The 16,228-nt window shown below is 62.9% G+C and carries 13 protein-coding genes; 5 read left to right on the top strand and 8 right to left on the bottom strand.

Features of this window, described 5'->3' with window-relative positions:
- Positions 1 to 68: 68 nt before the first annotated feature.
- The 6 genes from K7W42_RS15085 to K7W42_RS15060 all read right to left on the bottom strand — a co-directional run bounded on the left by K7W42_RS15085 (position 69) and on the right by K7W42_RS15060 (position 8,965).
- Positions 69 to 2,564 (bottom strand): ATP-binding protein, encoded by a 2,496-nt coding sequence (locus K7W42_RS15085; protein WP_224575684.1) that lies wholly within the window; start codon positions 2,562 to 2,564, stop codon positions 69 to 71.
- Between the two features lie 1,008 nt (positions 2,565 to 3,572).
- On the bottom strand, positions 3,573 to 3,890 hold the full coding sequence (locus tag K7W42_RS15080) for a hypothetical protein (RefSeq protein ID WP_157459527.1): 318 nt from the start codon (positions 3,888 to 3,890) through the stop codon (positions 3,573 to 3,575).
- Between the two features lie 242 nt (positions 3,891 to 4,132).
- Positions 4,133 to 4,786 carry a redoxin domain-containing protein gene (locus K7W42_RS15075; protein ID WP_224575683.1) on the bottom strand — a complete coding sequence of 218 codons (654 nt, stop codon included), beginning with the start codon at positions 4,784 to 4,786 and terminating at the stop codon, positions 4,133 to 4,135.
- Between the two features lie 1,523 nt (positions 4,787 to 6,309).
- The gene (locus K7W42_RS15070) at positions 6,310 to 6,849 is read right to left on the bottom strand and encodes a hypothetical protein (protein WP_157459529.1); all 540 of its coding nucleotides are present in this window, start codon (positions 6,847 to 6,849) and stop codon (positions 6,310 to 6,312) included.
- Positions 6,846 to 8,564, bottom strand: a complete 1,719-nt coding sequence (locus tag K7W42_RS15065; RefSeq protein ID WP_157459530.1) for a tetratricopeptide repeat protein — start codon at positions 8,562 to 8,564, stop codon at positions 6,846 to 6,848. The genes K7W42_RS15070 and K7W42_RS15065 overlap by 4 nt, the downstream gene beginning before the upstream one ends.
- Before the next feature lie 17 nt (positions 8,565 to 8,581).
- The gene (locus K7W42_RS15060; RefSeq protein WP_157459531.1) at positions 8,582 to 8,965 is read right to left on the bottom strand and encodes a thioredoxin family protein; all 384 of its coding nucleotides are present in this window, start codon (positions 8,963 to 8,965) and stop codon (positions 8,582 to 8,584) included.
- Between the two features lie 618 nt (positions 8,966 to 9,583).
- On the opposite strand from K7W42_RS15060, the gene K7W42_RS15055 reads away from it, so the two are divergent.
- The gene (locus tag K7W42_RS15055; RefSeq protein ID WP_157459532.1) at positions 9,584 to 10,030 is read left to right on the top strand and encodes a hypothetical protein; all 447 of its coding nucleotides are present in this window, start codon (positions 9,584 to 9,586) and stop codon (positions 10,028 to 10,030) included.
- Here K7W42_RS15055 and K7W42_RS15050 read toward each other — a convergent pair.
- Together K7W42_RS15050 and K7W42_RS15045 are read right to left on the bottom strand one after the other, a co-directional pair.
- Positions 10,027 to 10,446 (bottom strand): hypothetical protein, encoded by a 420-nt coding sequence (locus K7W42_RS15050; RefSeq protein ID WP_157459533.1) that lies wholly within the window; start codon positions 10,444 to 10,446, stop codon positions 10,027 to 10,029. The two genes, K7W42_RS15055 and K7W42_RS15050, sit on opposite strands and share 4 nt — an antisense overlap.
- 33 nt (positions 10,447 to 10,479) lie before the next feature.
- On the bottom strand, positions 10,480 to 10,830 hold the full coding sequence (locus tag K7W42_RS15045; RefSeq protein WP_157459534.1) for a hypothetical protein: 351 nt from the start codon (positions 10,828 to 10,830) through the stop codon (positions 10,480 to 10,482).
- A 100-nt stretch (positions 10,831 to 10,930) separates the two neighbouring features.
- On the opposite strand from K7W42_RS15045, the gene K7W42_RS15040 reads away from it, so the two are divergent.
- From K7W42_RS15040 to dnaE, 4 genes are read left to right on the top strand one after another with little or no spacing between them, the layout of a single operon-like run.
- Positions 10,931 to 11,569 carry a LexA family protein gene (locus tag K7W42_RS15040; protein WP_157459535.1) on the top strand — a complete coding sequence of 213 codons (639 nt, stop codon included), beginning with the start codon at positions 10,931 to 10,933 and terminating at the stop codon, positions 11,567 to 11,569.
- Between the two features lie 2 nt (positions 11,570 to 11,571).
- Positions 11,572 to 12,825 (top strand): Y-family DNA polymerase, encoded by a 1,254-nt coding sequence (locus K7W42_RS15035; protein ID WP_157459536.1) that lies wholly within the window; start codon positions 11,572 to 11,574, stop codon positions 12,823 to 12,825.
- Complete coding sequence (locus K7W42_RS15030; RefSeq protein ID WP_157459537.1) at positions 12,822 to 13,067, top strand: DUF6504 family protein; 246 nt, start codon at positions 12,822 to 12,824, stop codon at positions 13,065 to 13,067. The genes K7W42_RS15035 and K7W42_RS15030 overlap by 4 nt, the downstream gene beginning before the upstream one ends.
- Positions 13,068 to 13,070: 3 nt before the next feature.
- Positions 13,071 to 16,217, top strand: coding sequence for a DNA polymerase III subunit alpha (gene dnaE / locus K7W42_RS15025; RefSeq protein WP_157459538.1), 3,147 nt, complete (start codon positions 13,071 to 13,073; stop codon positions 16,215 to 16,217).
- Positions 16,218 to 16,228 lie beyond the last annotated feature (11 nt).

The raw sequence follows: 16,228 nt of genomic DNA, 5'->3' as shown, positions 1-16,228 counted from the left end.
TGAATGGGACGCGGATCGTGTGTCGGTCCAGAATGACTTCCAGCTGGGTGGGGTATTTAGGTTCTCGCCTATGCGAGAATTTCTGTCGAAGAGGGTGGTGAGGTATCGATCTGGGCCAGGTTCTGCGGTGGTGGGTCGTCTTGACCCAGCAGCGGCGTTTCTTCTAGCGGTTCTGGGTCAGCGGTTGCCGCGTCACGGCCCTGCGCGTGTAGCCACGCCCGGGCCAGTTCAGCGAGGCGTTCAGCCGCCGCGAGAGTCGGCGCGGCCGTCAGGTGGGTCGGGGTCACGCTCCAGTACGCGTCCCGGGCGGAGGGAATGTGCAGGCCCACCCGGAAGCGGGGACCGGCGCCCTGGACCTTGCAGCTGACGTGCACCTCCACAGGTCCAGTTCTCCCCTGGGTGTACGTCCTGAGCCGCCCCTGCACCGCCCTAGACAGCGCCTTCGGCAGGTGGACTGGCGGTGTTGGTTGAAGCGTCTTGGGCGGTGACTCTTCAACCCAGACGGCCAGGTCCACCTCCTCGGTCAAGATGAGCTCGCCCAGGCAGGCCCCATCCTGGGCATACAACGTGCCACGCACCAGAGACGCTTGCCCCCACCAGCGCCGTTCCTCGGTTCGGCGCAACTCGTGAATCATTAGGACCCGTCCCGCCCAAGTGTGGTGCCGCACGGTGCAGGCCCAGGGACGGTTCCTCCGCTCATGCTGCGCCAGCCAGTCGGGGAGGCTCCGCACTCTGTACTGCAAGCTGGAGGTCTGGAGAGCGGCCCGACTCAGCGGCAGCCGCTTGTCCAGTAGCCGGGTGACGTACACGTCCAGGGCGTCTTGCGGTGCGGGGCCAAACGTGTCCGTCAGGCTCGCGTCGTGATAAGCCGCGTAGAAGGCCGCGTCGTGATAAGCCGCGTAGAAGGCCGCGTCGTGCACGTCGCTGCCCATGTTTTCCTGCGCGTGCGTCATCTCGTGCAGGATCAGCAAAGCTAAGCGGGTGAAGCCGGGCAAGCCTCGCTGGGCGAGCGGGACCAGGCGCCGGTCCAGGGCGATAAAGCTTCGGCCGTCGGTCCAGGCCTGAGCGCCCGTGCTGTCGCCCAGGACCACCTTGCGCTTGCCGTTCCGGAGCCGCAGCGCCTGGGCCGCGCGCGGCACGATTTTCTGCAAGCCCGCCAGCACGGCGCGCTCTTCGACGGTCCACTCTCCGCGGGGCACCTGGGCGTGCCGGAACACGCGGTCATCCACGTGCTGAGCGAGGTCCTCCGTCCAGACGCCGTGCTGGATGGCCTCAAAGAAGTCCTGCTCGGCTGCGTCCCTCGCGTCCCACTGGTCAGCCAGGGTGGCCTCGTCGTTGGGGAGAACGGCGCGGCATAGAGCGGTTTTGAATCCGGTCACGTTGGACACGCCCCACCGGGTGAGGGTGCGCTCGGCGAGCACCACCGCCAGCCCGTGCTGGGAGGCCTTGTCCGCCAGCGCCTCGCCCCGCGTGGCGGCCCCCACCAGCCCCCGCTGCGCGACCAGATGGGCAAAGGCGCTCAGGGTGTGGTCGCGGTCGTCAACCGTGGTGATGAGCTTGAGGCCCTGCACCTCGGCCCACGCCACTTCACCCTTCAGATACGCGCGCGCGAGGAAGGCCCGCTCACCTTCCGAGAGCTTGGCCTGCGCTTTGACATGCGCCAGGACCAAGCGGTGCATGGTGGCCAGGATGCGGGTGCCCAGCTCGTCCCGTTCAATCGTGCGCGTGCGGGTCAAGTTGAGGCGGAGGGCCTTCTTGCTCACGATCACGCCGCCGCCGGCAAATTTCTCGTCCACCTCGCCGATCAGGACGCCCAGGTTGTAGAGGTGGACGCCACCGCCGGGCCGCAGGTCGTAATACGCGTCCTCATCTTCAAAGGTCCACTGCGCCTGGCTGGGCGGCTGGTTGATCTGGGCGCCATTCACGAACAGGGGAACGTCGACATAGCGCAGATGGTCTTCGAGATGCTCCTGAAGGGTAAAGGTGGGGGCGTGCTTGAAGAGGGTGGCGTGGATCTGGGTGCCGGCCTGCTGGGGCAGGTCCGCTGTCAAGGTGAAGGCGACGCCGTGCTCTTGGGTATTGACGCCGAGCTCAAAGGGGCCGGTGCGCCACTGGACGGCGCCGAAGGCCCAGAGCTGCGCGCGCCCGATGCCGAACCGGCCGTATTGGCGCCGGCCGCGTTCAGCGTCGGTGTCGTGGTCGAAGCCGAAGGTGCGGAAATACTGCTCGACATCCTGGCGGGTGGTGAAGCCGCGGCCGTCATCTTGAACGGTCAGGGCGTGCATCCGGTGATGCTGGTCGGTGTGCAGGGTGACGTCGATGCGGCCAGCGCCAGCGTCCACGCTGTTCATGACGCACTCGGCCACGGCGCGTGGCAGGCTGGTGGCCTGATGATCAATGAGTAGGCGCAACAGGTGGGGACTGAGATGAAAATCCAAGAGCCCACTCTCAGGCGCCGCCTGATCGGTGGAGCACGGGTCGACTACGGCGTCGGACGGGGCCGAGGTGACGACGCCTGACTGCCCAAAAAGAGCGTGGAGACGGTGCAGCCAAGAGGGTGTCACCGCGTCTCCAACCAGCGCGGATGTCGCCACTCCTGGTGGAACGGCGCCAGCGTCAGCGGTGGTCGAGTGGCGTCCAGTGGTGGCGCCGTCATCTGAGCCTCCTGCGCGACAGCAGGAGTGGCGCACTGGGTGGAATGGGTCGCGGGGTCATGGTCTCGACACGATCAGAGGCCCGCTGCTTTACAGGTCGCGTGTGAGCCGCGACCCAGAGGCCAGCATGAGGTCCTTTGACCACATGAGGTGAGCGGCGCAGGCCCGCTCGCAACGTGTCATCCAGAACGTCAGGTGCGCTCGGCAAGGCTCGGTAGGCCCTGAAGAGAAGTACTTCATCCCACGCGCAGACCCCGGCCTGGTCGAGAGCCGTAATCAGGAGATTCAACCAATGGGCGCTAGACCAGTGGGTCAAGGCGCTGACGTACTGGCCATTCTGAAGCCGCTGTACGCCGGTGAATGGCCAAACTGCTTCCAGTTGGGCCGGGGTCAGCCCCAGGCGCGTGGCTGTTTGGTCAACTGTCAGGGCGGCGCCAACTGGCAGTGTGACGTTTCGGAAGGTGTATGGAGCGGCCTCACTCCGGTACAGGGCCCAGCGCCCTGGCGCTAGTTGGACGGTGCGCAGGGCTAGGCGTTCACCGCCTTGAAACGCATTCACCAAGAGTGCCCAGGAGTGGTCGCTGTCAGGCACTGAGACGACTCTAGGCACCGCAGCCCACGCCCACAGCGTTTCACCCTCTGGTCGGTTCTGGGCCGCCCACCGCAGCTGCCGTTGAGCACGGCGGAGGGTCTGGCGTACCATCTCCTGCGTACGGCGCAACTGGGCAGCAGTGTGCGGAAGCGCTTCTTGCCGGGCCTGAGCCTGCAACACTTCCCACCCCATGCGAACGGTGAGCAGAGGTTGTAGGTCGGCCAACACGCTGTTCACGTCGATGGGCGGCGCCTCTCCGGTCGGCAGCCCAGCAGGGCGGAGGGTATAGACAGTGGTCAACCAGGCTGCTGGAAGTCGAGTTGTGGTCATGGGTGGTCCAGTAAAGGGATGAGAGCTGGCACCTTGCGCCGGATAACACTCAAATCAGCGCCGCAGTAGGCGAGGGCCTCGGCCAGCCGGCGCCCCTCTTGGTGCAGCACATCGTCGCTGGCCGCCGTGGCGTCAAACAGCTGACCGAATGTTGGGGCGTGCAGGTTGCTCCGCTCCCGCAGACCGAGTGCGATGCCGCCGAGCACAGCTTGGCGACCTTGAAGGACATGGGGACCAGTCACCCAGTACCGCAGCAGCAGCAGATCCGTGAGCAGGAGCGCCCGCCACAGGACGTACAGGGTGTCGGGTCTCACGTCCGTCAGCCGAGGACCGAGTGCAGCCAGACGCAGGGCAGGGAGTTGGTGATGTGGCGGCCCCAGCCCTGCCCACCATCGCCACAGGTCGTCTACTGGTTCTTTTAAGAGGGCGTGCAACCCTTCCCAGTCTTGCAAAACGGTGCCCAGATCGTCCCAAGCCAGGTTGGAAAGTCCCTGAATCTGTGTCAAACCCAACGCCTGGGTTCGGCGTCGGGTGTCATGTCGGCGCCACCACCGTCTTAGGGTCGCCGCGCCCATGCCAGGACCTCTTCTACAGCGAGAAAGTCTGCCCCATAGGTCGCGTAGCGTACACGCTCGATGCGGCCATCTCGACCAATCAGGAACTCGGCCGGCATTCTGAAGAGTTCTCCGTCCGACTTGAGCGCCGCCGCACCCATCATCCGGAAGCCGCGCAGCATGGTGCCTAGATTCCGGGGATCCAAAGTGCCCGACAGGCTGAATGAAAGCCCATAGCGCGTGTAGGTCGTGTCGTCTGGATCAGCCAAAACAGCATAGGGAGGACGCTGTTTGCCAATACCGCGTGCCAGGTCGTCTAGGGTACTGCCCCAGATGCTGACGGTCTGAACGCCCAGCGGCACCAGCTGATCTTGGACGGCGATGACTTCTGCATGCCGCGGGTTGCAAATGGCGCAGGTTGACTGCCTGTTCAGGCTGAGCCAGATGCGTTGCCCATGCAATGCGGAAAGGCGAACCTCTCCCCCGCCCAGAGCAGGGAGGAGGAAGTCGGGGGCATAGTCTCCGACTTGGAGCTGAGGCCGCGAAGTGAGCAGGGACGGGGCTTGCTCACTGGTGGGCCAGATGTAGGCGCCTGCCTCAAGGGTGGTCAGAACCTGGCAGAGCTGATCGAAGCGCAGCGGCAGACGCTGTGCCATGGTCTGAAGGGTTTGCCCTTGCAAGGCAGCCCGATACACCATCAATTCAAAACTCTCGTCTGGGCCAGTGGGCACGTGGGCTGGCGAGGCGGCGTAGGCCTGAGACAAGGGCACTGTGCTTCTGTCCGACAGACGCATTACTGCTGACACGCTGTCCCGCAGTGGAACGCATGGGGTCGCCGGTGGCACCTGCTGCCCCACTGAATCTGGCTGGAGGGCCGGTCTCACTCGGTGATGCGTCAGCGGTATGAGGGCGTGAATCAGTCGGTCGCGGGCCAGGCCCTGCAATTCCTGCGCGCTGACAACGCCCCGCTTCAGCAGATGGGCCAGGGCTTCGTCCAGAGACTGGGCTTGTTGCTGTGCTCTCTGCAATTCAGCTGGATGGACGCCGTGATGCCGCAAAGTGGTTTGCCAGCTTGGTGTAACCGGTCCTTGGACGCCGCAGACGTGATCCCCTGCCAGGGCCACTCGGGTGGTCAGTTGTGGGTGGTCGTAGGTGAGGGTCAGGACTTGAACCTTGGTCTGAAGAGACAAGCGGCGTGAGACGTCAAGCAGAGCGGCAGGCGTGTTCATGTGGCACTCCGGTGTGTGGCGTGAGGTGCGTCTGGAGGACACAGCACCACGCAGAGAACGTCTGGGGTCTCAATCAGTGCTGGGTGTTCGGCAACAAGAGGTTCGCCCTGCTCTTCAAGCCACTGACCGATCTGAAGCAGACTGTGCCGGTTTGCGGGGGGAAGACCGTGGATGATGGTCAGCAGGGCCGACAGTGGTCGGTCTACGGGCCAAAACACGACAGGTGCGGCCTCGTACGGAAGAGCACGCTCCTCAAGAGCCCACAGCCGGACAGGACAGAGCGTCAGGTCTTCATAGGCCCAATGCGGCACGGTCATCGGGTACACCACTTGTCGGCCTGCCGCTCCACTGCCCCGGAAGAGTGTCCAGTCCCGGACCGTTGCCGTCTCAAAGAGATATCCGTCTGAGCGCCAGGGGGCTGACCAAGTGGGCTCGGGCTCGGCTGCCGCCACAGCGAGCAGGGCGTGTCTGAGGCGCTGATTGTCTGGTGCCGTGCCCGTCCTTGGATCCTGAAGAGCAGCCAACGTGTTCAGCCAGGTGTCGCTGAGCAGCTGAAGTCCGGGGACCGGGGGAGCAGACAACACGACGCCGTCTGTCCAGAGCACCAGGCCGCCGTGAGCTTGGCTGCACGCCAGCGGAGAAACACCTCGGGGCAACTGGCGGTGCCAAGCAGACTTGTCTTGTACCAGGACTGGCGCGGCGCTCCGAGAGGACCAAGTGCCGTCCAACAATCGGGTTTCCCACCAACTCGGCTCTTCTGCCCCCGGCCCGGCAGAGCAATGAACGAAGTCACGGCTGACGTGTGGTGCGGGGGTGGCGTCCGGTGGACGAGGCAGACCGTTCATAGCCGCAGTGTGGTGGGGGTCTGCTTCCCGCCATCACTGTGCCTAGAGAAACGGCAAAAGGCAGGCGCGTGCCGTTGCCGGCACGCGCCTAGGAAGATTGGGATTTTATTCCAGCGCCTTTAGTTGAGCCTCGACCTCTTCAAGCTCGGCAGTATAGGGTGCTGTGAGAGTGGCGAGTTGATCAGTCTTGCCATGGCGTTCTGCCCAAGCTTGCTTCAGAAAAATCAAATCTTTAAGGCTCGCCGCTCTTGATTGAAGGTGGTCAAGCTCCGTGATGCGCCGTTGCTTGTCGAGATCAAAGGCTGGGGGTTCATACTTGTACCCCTCTTCAGTCAGTTCGGTGATCATCTGGTTGAGAATGGCCTGCCGCTCGTCAAAGCGGTCTTGAAGCCAGCCTTTCCAGATGGGGTCCAAATCCGGCTTTGTTAATTCATATTGCCAGTAGTGAAGGCCATCATGACCTTCATCAATGGTGCTTGCTCGTTCTTCCAACGTCGCTTCCCCTAAATCTGACGCCGCTGACCGTGGTGGGGCGCTGGTGTACTGCTCTCTCAAAGAACGGTAGTAGCTCTGCTCACTGGGGGTAGCGTCGGGTTCAAGCTGATCTAGAGCTGCCAGATGGCGTGCAAAGCGAACTTGCGTCATGCGGTGAGTTTCCCCATCTTTACGTCCTCCAACTGGTCTTTGAATCCCTGCGAAGTGAGGCGACGGGCCAAGTAATCGTCAAGCATTTTAGCCAACACAAGACGTTCTGCGCGTAGGTTCTCCCCTGTCGTGGTCCGTGGAATGACCCCATTGGACTTGGCAAGGTTCAGAGCTGCCATGCGCCACATGGCACCTTGTTCTTCAGAGACACGGAGGAGATGGAAAATAATCACAGCGGGCGCAATCACTGGCAGGATTCGCTGCGTTTTTCCCCAATCGGAGAGCAGGGCCGACCGTAACCGCATCTGTTCTGTATGCTGATTTCTAGAAACCGTGGCGTCTATTCCAAAGCTTTCTAACGTGATCTGAACGAATGGAACTCGGGTTGACACACCGCGTCCATGAACTGTGATGGGTTTATCGTCGGTAAAAATGGCTGGCAGGGCAACGTCCATAAGCTCAGAAATTGTCTGAGGACAAACGGCGATGAATGCAGCTGCCAGCGGATGCCAAAAGCTGATCAATTCGGCCATACCCATTCGGTCATCTCTAGTCGGCAGCTTTTCAAAGGCACTTCGAATCTCGCTACAGAGTTGGGCTGTAGATTCAATTTCAAAACCATTCCCATCCAGACAGATTTCCAGCTTTAAGCAGCTGGTCAGAATGGATAGAAGTGGAAAAGCGGGGTCTTTGTAGAGGCGTTGCGCTGCTAAGTAAGATTTGCCTGTCTTCAGTAAGATGTAGGCCCGAATCCAACTCACTGTTGCTTCATTATGCTCGTCGGTTGTGACGACACCACTCAGTGATGAGAGAATGTCGCCGATTTCTTCTGTTTTGTTGTTGCGCACGCACTCGCTAAGCCGTAGTAGGGCGCCATGCGTAATTTCGAGCTCTGGATATGGACCTTTGACAAAGTCGTCTTCAACCAGCATGCCGCACATGGCCCTAATATTTTGAAGAGTAAGTGTCGCCTGGATGCTCGTTGGATATTCCTCGCAAACAGATTCACCCATGGCTAGTGCTTTCTTGAAGTTTCCCTGCATAAAATAAATGGTGCACATGTTCAGCGAAGAAAGTAGCGCTTGCCTATTGTTTCTTGTGGGCTCGTCAAGTACACTTTGATATTCATTAAGCGCTTGCTTAATATTGCCCATCATAGTAGAAGCTAAACCATAGAGCATTCGTGCCGAAAGTGTAAGTGCCGGAATGCTAAGAGGAATGCTGAGGTAAATTGCTTCTGCTGCGTACTTCACAGCGTTATGATAGACTTTTAGTCCGTAAAACAGATTCGCCAATCCATAGAGGATCCAAACTTCCACCTCTAGAGAGAAGTCTGATCGATTATCGGATTCTCGAACTAGCTTGAGCTGTTCATTGAGTGAGTCGATGGCAGGGTGAAAGCGGTCAACTTTGACGTCAACGACATGACTTCTGGCTCCCCACTCGTTATGAACCAAAATCGCCATCGCACAGGCTCGGATAGAAACATCTTTGCTTTTTAGGCAGCGGCGTAAACTAGGTAGGCCATCGGGAAGTTGTTCTGCGTAATATAGAACGAGGGATGCTCTGAGATGAGCAATGTCCGAATCATAAGCTAGGACGTACTCGGCCGACTGAAGATGTGTAAAGCCGTCAAGCGCCTCTTGCCGCCGCCATGCGTTCCACGCTTCGGGAGAGTAGAGTTGCTCTTCTGTAATCGTGGTACGTGAAGTCATAAGCTGTGTTCACCTCATTAAAGGGCGAGTACCTGTTGGACTGCTTCTTCATAAACAGTCTTTTTGTATGCGCCATTAATAATATTCATCGGTTCGGAATCTTTGTATATGATGACAGTTGGATTTGAGGTTACGCGGTTACTGATGGCTGTAGCAAACTCTTCCCTCGTATTTACTACGCCGAAAGAGATGGTTCGCCCTTGCTCACGTTCCATCTCCTCCAAGATTGGGTAAACGGCTTTGCAGGGTGCACAAGTGGGTGAGGTGAAGTGAACCACCCACACACCTTGCTGAATGCTGGCGTTAAAAGTTTCGTCAGTCAGGATCTGCATGATTCCCTCCATATAGAGTTTGCGCGAACCACCTGATCCTCTATCAAGCGATTCGCGCAGCCTGTTCATGAGTTAAACCGTGGTGTAAGGCCGAAAGAAATTCCTCAAATCGCTCAAGCGTCAGGATCAGGGCAACGCACGCGGCAGTCCCACATTGAGTCGGGCTGGTTGCCAGGAAGGGATGGGGCAGCCGAGGCTGCTGTGATCAGTAGGGTCATCGCCAACATCAGGATTTTCTTCATTTCCGACCTCCGGGTCGACACGGCTTTACAGCAAATTGGCGATGCCACCGCTGTTTTCCATCCGTGCTGAGTATGAAATTTATCACGGCGTTGCTGACTTGTCGCACAAATGTTGCAGTTTTGTTCGCGGTCTGTCACCCCCATGTTGACCGCAGCGCAGTCCCTAGACCTGATGCTAGAGGCATGCGTCAGTTCACCTTGCCTGCCAGCACAGGCACAGCCTTTCCCCCGTGCGACAGCCTCGGGAGCGAATGGTCTGTCGATCCTCCTAACTTCGCATCCTGAGCCCACTGGCGATCAGTGATTCAAGACGCTTGAGGTAGAGACCTGCTCCCTCGGTCGCGCACGCCCAATGCTTCAGGCCTTGTCGAGCAGTCAAGCTGAATCTGCTTGATGCCGTCGCCTCAGCAGTGGCGTGAAGTTCAACTTCCATAGGGTCATTGGCATGATTCGTCTGTGTTCCATGGCTCTCGCGTTACTCCTGCCCTTAAATGCCTGTGATGGGGCGTCTAAGCCACCGCTCCAGTCGACGGATCTGGTGACCTTCGAGTATTGGTACACCCAGATGACTGGCACCTACTGCGCCTCGGTGCATTTGGATGGTTCGGGACCGGCCTTGGGCCGTGTATTGAACTTGACGCTTTCACCGCTCCAGCTATCAGAAGCGCCCTATGAACGTACTGGTGGCACCTTCCTGGTCGGCGGAGAGGTTGTTCAGGTCACGGCGACCTGTCAGAGGCCGGACGGCACCCGTGAGTTCCACCGGTTCGCACAGCTCGTGCCCCGTGATCCTGACGACCAGCATCCGCTGGTGCTGCTGGTCCGCTCGGATGGAATGGACCTAGGCCTGGCCACCCGCTCTCCCTCAGCACCCAAGGTTTTCCGTCCCTAGATGGGCTCAGGTTGGTTGGTCGAACGGTGGATTCGCTCGACCGCTGCGCGGTAGGTGTGATACAGCCCAATCGACCGCTCTGGATTGAGCCAACGGCGGGTCACCACATAGCCCGCTTCTGGCATCAAGTGGCTTGGCCAGTCATCAACCAGGGTGGGTGGCTGCCCAGCGGCCGCCAGAAAGTGCAGTAAGGGATCAGGTCCAATCCTCTGCTCGATCTGCATCACCGTGAATTGCACAGCTGGGGTAAACCCCCGCCAAATGCCGGGCGCCGTGGCGAGAAGTGAAAGGCGTTGAGCGTTGTCTTCGGCACTAAGCCAGCCTTGGACGCTCTCTGCCTGCTCTTGAAGACGCATAAACCGCAGGGCCACATCCGGTATCAGCGGTGACCCTGCGGCCGTGTTGAGGTCGCTCACCTCCTCACCCTAACCCGCCAGCAGGGTTGGGGGTCAGGTCTCTTCCCCACTCAGGTCAAGGTTGTCGAACGCTATTCCCAGGATCTCGCTCACCCTTTCGCGCATGACGCCTGGTTTCTCGGTGAACGCTCCAGCAAACCGAATGTCACCTGCCTTGGCGGCTGCGAAGGTCACTTCGGTCTGCGGACCGTACAACTGCTGAACGGCCGCCGTGACCTCGTCCTCTAGCGCGCGAATGACCCGGTTCATGTCCGGCGCCGGCTCCTTAATCGGCTTGCCCTTCTCGTAGCGGACGCGGGGCGTGGGCTGGGCCAGCCGAATCTCGATTTGACGCACGAATGGGGACGAGGGCGCTTCGGTTACGTCCTGAGCGGATTCCATCATTCCATTTCACCTCCCAGGAATCTTGACACATTCCAAGCCTACAGCGCAATCTAAGGCACACTCTTGGAGCGTCCCAAGAGCCAAGAGCACCGAGGAGCCCATGCCCCCAGACCTCACCCCTACCCGGACCCGCATTCTCAGTGCCGCCCTCACCCTCGGGGCCGGCGCTACCCTGCGCGCCGTGGCCCAGAAAGTTCACCTCAGCCATGAAGCTGTGCGCCTGCAAGTGAAGATCCTGCGGAATCTGGGCTACCTTGAACCACCCGACAGCCGCTTTGCCTCACTGGTCCTGACCGAACGGGCCAAGGTCAGTCTGGGCCTGGGTATTCCGATCTACGGCCAGATTGCCGCCGGGCGACCGATTCTGGCTGAACAGGAACCCGACCACACCACCCCCAGCCTGGACGCGCTTCTGGGTGTGCGCGAGGGGGACTTCCTCCTGGAAGTGCGCGGCGACTCCATGATCGGCATCGGGGTCATGAACGGGGACTGGGTACTCGTGCGTCCGGCCACCACCGTCACCGATGGGGAAGTGGCGGTCGTGCTGGTGCCGGGTGACAATGCGGCGACCCTCAAGCGCCTGTACCACTTGCATGATGAAGTGGTCCTCCTCAGTGAGAATCCAGAGCATCCCCGTCAGAGCTATTCGGCGGCCGACATTCAGGTGCAGGGCCGGATGGTGGGGCGCCTGGGCATGGTGCCTGGCCGAGCGAGCCTGCCAGCCAAGGGCCGAGGCTGACGATGCCGCCTGGACGCGCGCCGAGTCTCATCGCCTGCGTCCTGCTGTCCCCCTGGCCACTGGTGCAGGTGCAGCGGCAACATCCCGGCGTGCCGGTCGCCCTGCTGGGTGACACCAGACGGGTGATCCAAGCGTGTCCCCTGGCTCAGGGCGCTGGCATACATCTCGGGATGCGCGAGGGGGCTGCACTCAGTCGCTGTCCAGACCTGCACACCACCCTCGTCCCCGCCGCCGAAGCACGCGCGGCGTGGGCTGAGGTGCTGGATCAGCTCTACGCGCGGTACAGCGACCGGGTTGAGGGGCAGACCCTGGGCACGGCCTTTCTGGTCCTGTCGGCTCCAGCGGCGCGTGACCTGGCGGCCGCGCTGCATGCGCCCGTGGGCCTGGCAGCCAGCCGTGAACTGGCGCACCTGGCCGCGCTGCGAGCGGTTCCCGGCGAAGTGCATGAAGTCAGCACCAGTGCGGAGCAGGCGTTCCTGATGCTGGCGCCGCTGGCCCATCTGGGCGCGCTCAGTGTGCCGCCCGGAGCGGCTGAACGCCTGCAATTTTTGGGGGTACGCGATCTGGGTGGGCTGATGGACTGGAGCGCCGCCCAGCGACAACAGTTCTTGGGCGTGGATGTCGGCAAACGGCTCAACCGCTTTCTCAGGGGCGAACGCACCCGCAGCGTCGAGCGGTATCACCCCGGCCCGCTCTTGACGGCCAGCCTGGTGTTTGACGCGCCCCTGGCCGAACCGGCTCAGGCCGGCGCGGCCCTCCGCGACTTGCTGCCGGGACTGGTGGTCGAGTTGCGCGGCCGCCTCGCGGCTACCCTGACCGTGCAGGCCGAGACCATTGGCGGCACCCTGCAGGCGACCCGACCCCTGAAATGGCCTCTGGATGAGGCGGCCCTCGTGCGGGTGGCTGGGCTGGCTCTAGCCGATGCCCGCGCCCTGCCACTGGGCATCGACCGCCTGACTGTCCAGCTGGGCGGCTTGGCAACGCCTGGTCGGATGGTCGGTCTGTGGGCTGGGCTCGCTGAACTGGAGGTGACCAAAACCGTGCTCTCGCGCTTCCCTGACGCCTTGGTGCGAGTCCGTTGGCTGGACCCCTGGGCCTACACCGCAGACCAGCAGTACGAATGGATTGACTGGCACACCGGCGAGGTGAGGGTCACCGCCCTCACCCCCCGGCTGGTCTGGCCGGCCCATCCCGCGCAGCGCCGCCAGCAGGCGGTTGCACAGGTCTTGGCCTTTTTCGACGGGGTGTCGCCATGAAAGCAGTTCAGCAGGAGGTGACCGTGGTGAGCAGTGAGACTGGGATGCCAGTGCAGCTGACCTGGCAGGGGCGGCCCTACCGCGTACAGGCTGTTCTCGACCGCTGGCGGGCCGGTGGCCGTTGGTGGCTGGGTGAGCAGCCGCGCGCCTGCTTTCTCGTGCAAGCAGGGACTCTCACTCTGGAACTGCATCAGGAGGCCGCGTCACCTGGCCGCTGGTGGCTGGCCCGGCTGCAGGACTGACCCATGCCCCCACTCTCTGTGCTGCTGACCACGCAAAGCTTCTTCAGTGAGGGGCGGTCCACCGTCTCGCCGCGGCGCCTGGTGCAGGTGGCCCATGCGGCGGGGTTCACGGGGGTTGGTCTCGTGGACTGGTGCAGTGTCGCTGGAGCCGTTGAGCTGAGTACCGCCGCGCGCGCGGCTGGTCTGACGCCCATCATCGGGGTGACCCTGCCGGTGCAATTTCCCAGCCCACCCCGCTCATCTACCCCGGTTCAGGTCTTCCCTCTGGTGCTGCTGGCCCAGTCCAGAACCGGCTACGCCACCCTGTGCGAGCTGATCACGGCTGTGAACCTTCAACACCCTGAGGGCGTGCCGCTGAACCTCCTCCGAGAAGTCGGGGGGCAGGCCCAGGAGCACCTGGTCTGCCTGACTGGGGGCCGCGAGGGCTTTCCTACGGTGCTGGGTGAACAGCGTGATCTGGCGCGGGCGGCGCTGTACCTGCGCCAACTGCGCCAGATCTTTCCATTTCAGCTCTACGTGCAGCTGTACCACGGCGAGGCCCCCCAGGAACGCCGCCGACTGGCTTCTTTGCGCGGGCTGGCGCGAGACCTCGACCTGCCGGTGGTGGCCGCCCCGGAGGTGCGCTTGGCCCACCGGGCCGATTACCCGCTGCTGGACGCCCTGACCTGTGCCCGGCTGGGCATTGATGTGCACACGCCCCACCCTGAGCGGCCCCGCAATGACGCCCTGAGCGTGGAGACCCCAGCCCATTGGGGTGGCCTCCTGCCCTTTCCCGATGGGGCGCTGAACGCGGCGCGCCTCGCGCAGGCCTGCACCTGGCCCCTCTTGCCGGAACGGCTGCACAGCCCCGTGCCCAGACTGCGCCCCTTCCAAACCGCACAGGGGGCTCTGGAGGACCGGGCCAGGGCCGCCGTGGCTGCCCAGTACCCCGGCAGTCAACAGGCCGCCGCGCTGACCCGGTTGACGGCCGAGCTGAGCACGGTGGCTGAACTGGACCTGGCCGGGTTTTTCCTGACGGCCGCCGAAGTCACCGATTACTGCCGGCAGCATGGGATTCTGGCGGCGGGCCGGGGCAGTGCAGCGGGCAGCGTCTTGTGTTACCTGCTGGGCATTACGCTGTCAGACCCTCTTCGGCATGACCTGCTGTTTGAACGTTTTCTGCACACCGGCCGGACCAGCATGCCGGACGTGGACATCGATATTGCCTCCAGTCGCCGCGACCAGGTGCTGGCCTGGGTTGAAGCGCGCTGGGGCTTGACGGGCGCGGGCGAGGCCATGGTGGCCAACCGCATGACCTACCGCCTGAAGAGTGCCCTTCAGGATCTCGGACGCGCCCTGGGCTTGCCGCCGGAGCTGCGAGACCGTCTGAGCCGAGCGCTGGGCCGAGATTTTGGGCACCTGCGGCCTCACCGTGTCCGGGACGCGGCGGCCGTCTTCGGCGAAGTGCTGGGCGAGGCCCCGGTGAAAGAAGCCCTGCTGGGCCTGCTGGAGCGGATCGAGCCAGGCTTCGTGCGGCACCTTGCGCCGCACAGTGGGGGGGTCGTGCTCAGCGGTGAGGATTTGACCACATACAGCCCCCTGACGCGGTCCAGCGGCGGCATCCGGATGCTGACCTTTGACAAGGATGATGTCGAGGCGCTGGGGCTAATCAAGCTGGACCTGCTGGGCCTGCGGATGCTGTCGGCACTGGAGCGGGCGCGGGAAGAGGTCCTGCGGCTGACCGGGCAGTGGGTGCCGTACGGCGAGCTGCCCGATGACCTGGCCGTGTGGCGAGAGATCGGTACGGGCGACACCCTGGGCCTGTTTCAGATTGAAAGTCCAGCCCAGACCCAGCTGGCCGCGCGCTTGCAGCCCAGGACCATGACGCATCTGGCCCACCAGATCGCCCTGATCCGCCCAGGGCCGATTCAGAGCGGGACGGTGCATCCCTATGTGCGCCGGGCCAGGGGAGAGGAACCTGTCCCCGAGTTGCCTGAACCTCTGGCCGCCATCCTGGCTCCGACCCACGGCACCCTCCTGTTTCAGGAGCAGATTCTGCGGCTGGCGGTGCAGTACGCAGGGCTCGACTGGCCGGCGGCCGACCGGTTCCGCTCGGCGCTGAGCCGGGTTGAAGATGAGGCCGAGCGGGCGGCACTGAAGCAGACCTTCGTGAGCGGCGCGGCCCAGACGTGCGGCGCGTTTCCCTGGGAAGCGGAGGCCGTGTTTGACCAGTGCGCGGCCTTCCGGGGCTATGGGTTCGCCGAGTCCCACGCCTGGGCGTTTGCCGCGCACAGTTACGCGAGCGCCTGGATGCGGCGTCACCATCCGGCGGCATACTTCGCGGGCTTTCTCAGTGAGGCCCCGGGCCTGTGGCCGGCCCACACTGCGGCGCAGGAAGCTCGGCGGCGTGGCGTGCGGCTGGCTCCTGTGTGCCTGAACCGGTCGGGGCTGGCCTACCGGGCCGAAACGGCGCAAGTTGTCCGTGTGCCTCTGCGCGCCGTGGAGGGGATCAGTGAGGACGCCGCGCGTCAGATCGTGCAGGAACGGCTGATGACGGGCAAGTTTCAAGGGGTGGCCGATGCTTATGACCGGCTGGCACTGCCCCAGGACCGCTTTGACCGGTTGGTGCGCGCGGGCGCCTTCGACGGCCTGGACCGCACTCGTCGGCAGGCTTTCTATGAGCTGACCACTCTGATGCAGGCCCGGCCGCCAGGGACACGCGCGCTGCTGACCCCTGCGCTGGAGCCGCCGGCGCTGCCGGACCTGTCGCCTGAGGCCCTGGCAGCGCTGGACCTGGAGACCAAAGGGCTGAGCGAAACGGGACGGCATCCACTAGACGCGCACCGGGCGAGGCTGCGCGACCTGGGCTGTGAGGCCTTGGCGGGGCTGAAACAGGGGGCGACCAGCTGGGCTGCGGGGCTGATCGTGGCGAGGCAGCGGCCGCCGACCGCGAAGGGCTTTGCCTTCTACGTGCTCGAAGATGCGACTGGGCGGCTCCAGGCGGTGATCAGCCCTGATCTCTGGGAAGTCCACCGCGTCCTGTTGCGGGACGCGCGGGCGCTGATTGTGCAGGGGCCCGTGACGCGGCAGGGGCGGGCGGTGACGCTGCGAGTGGACCGGCTGGCCGAACTGCCGCTGCGGCCGGATGGCGAAGCGCAGGCGGCAGATTAAGAGAAGCGCGC

This window comes from Deinococcus betulae (assembly GCF_020166395.1).
Lineage (GTDB): Bacteria > Deinococcota > Deinococci > Deinococcales > Deinococcaceae > Deinococcus > Deinococcus betulae.
Note: the sequence above shows the minus strand (reverse complement) of the source record. Positions and strands in the feature narration are given on the sequence as shown.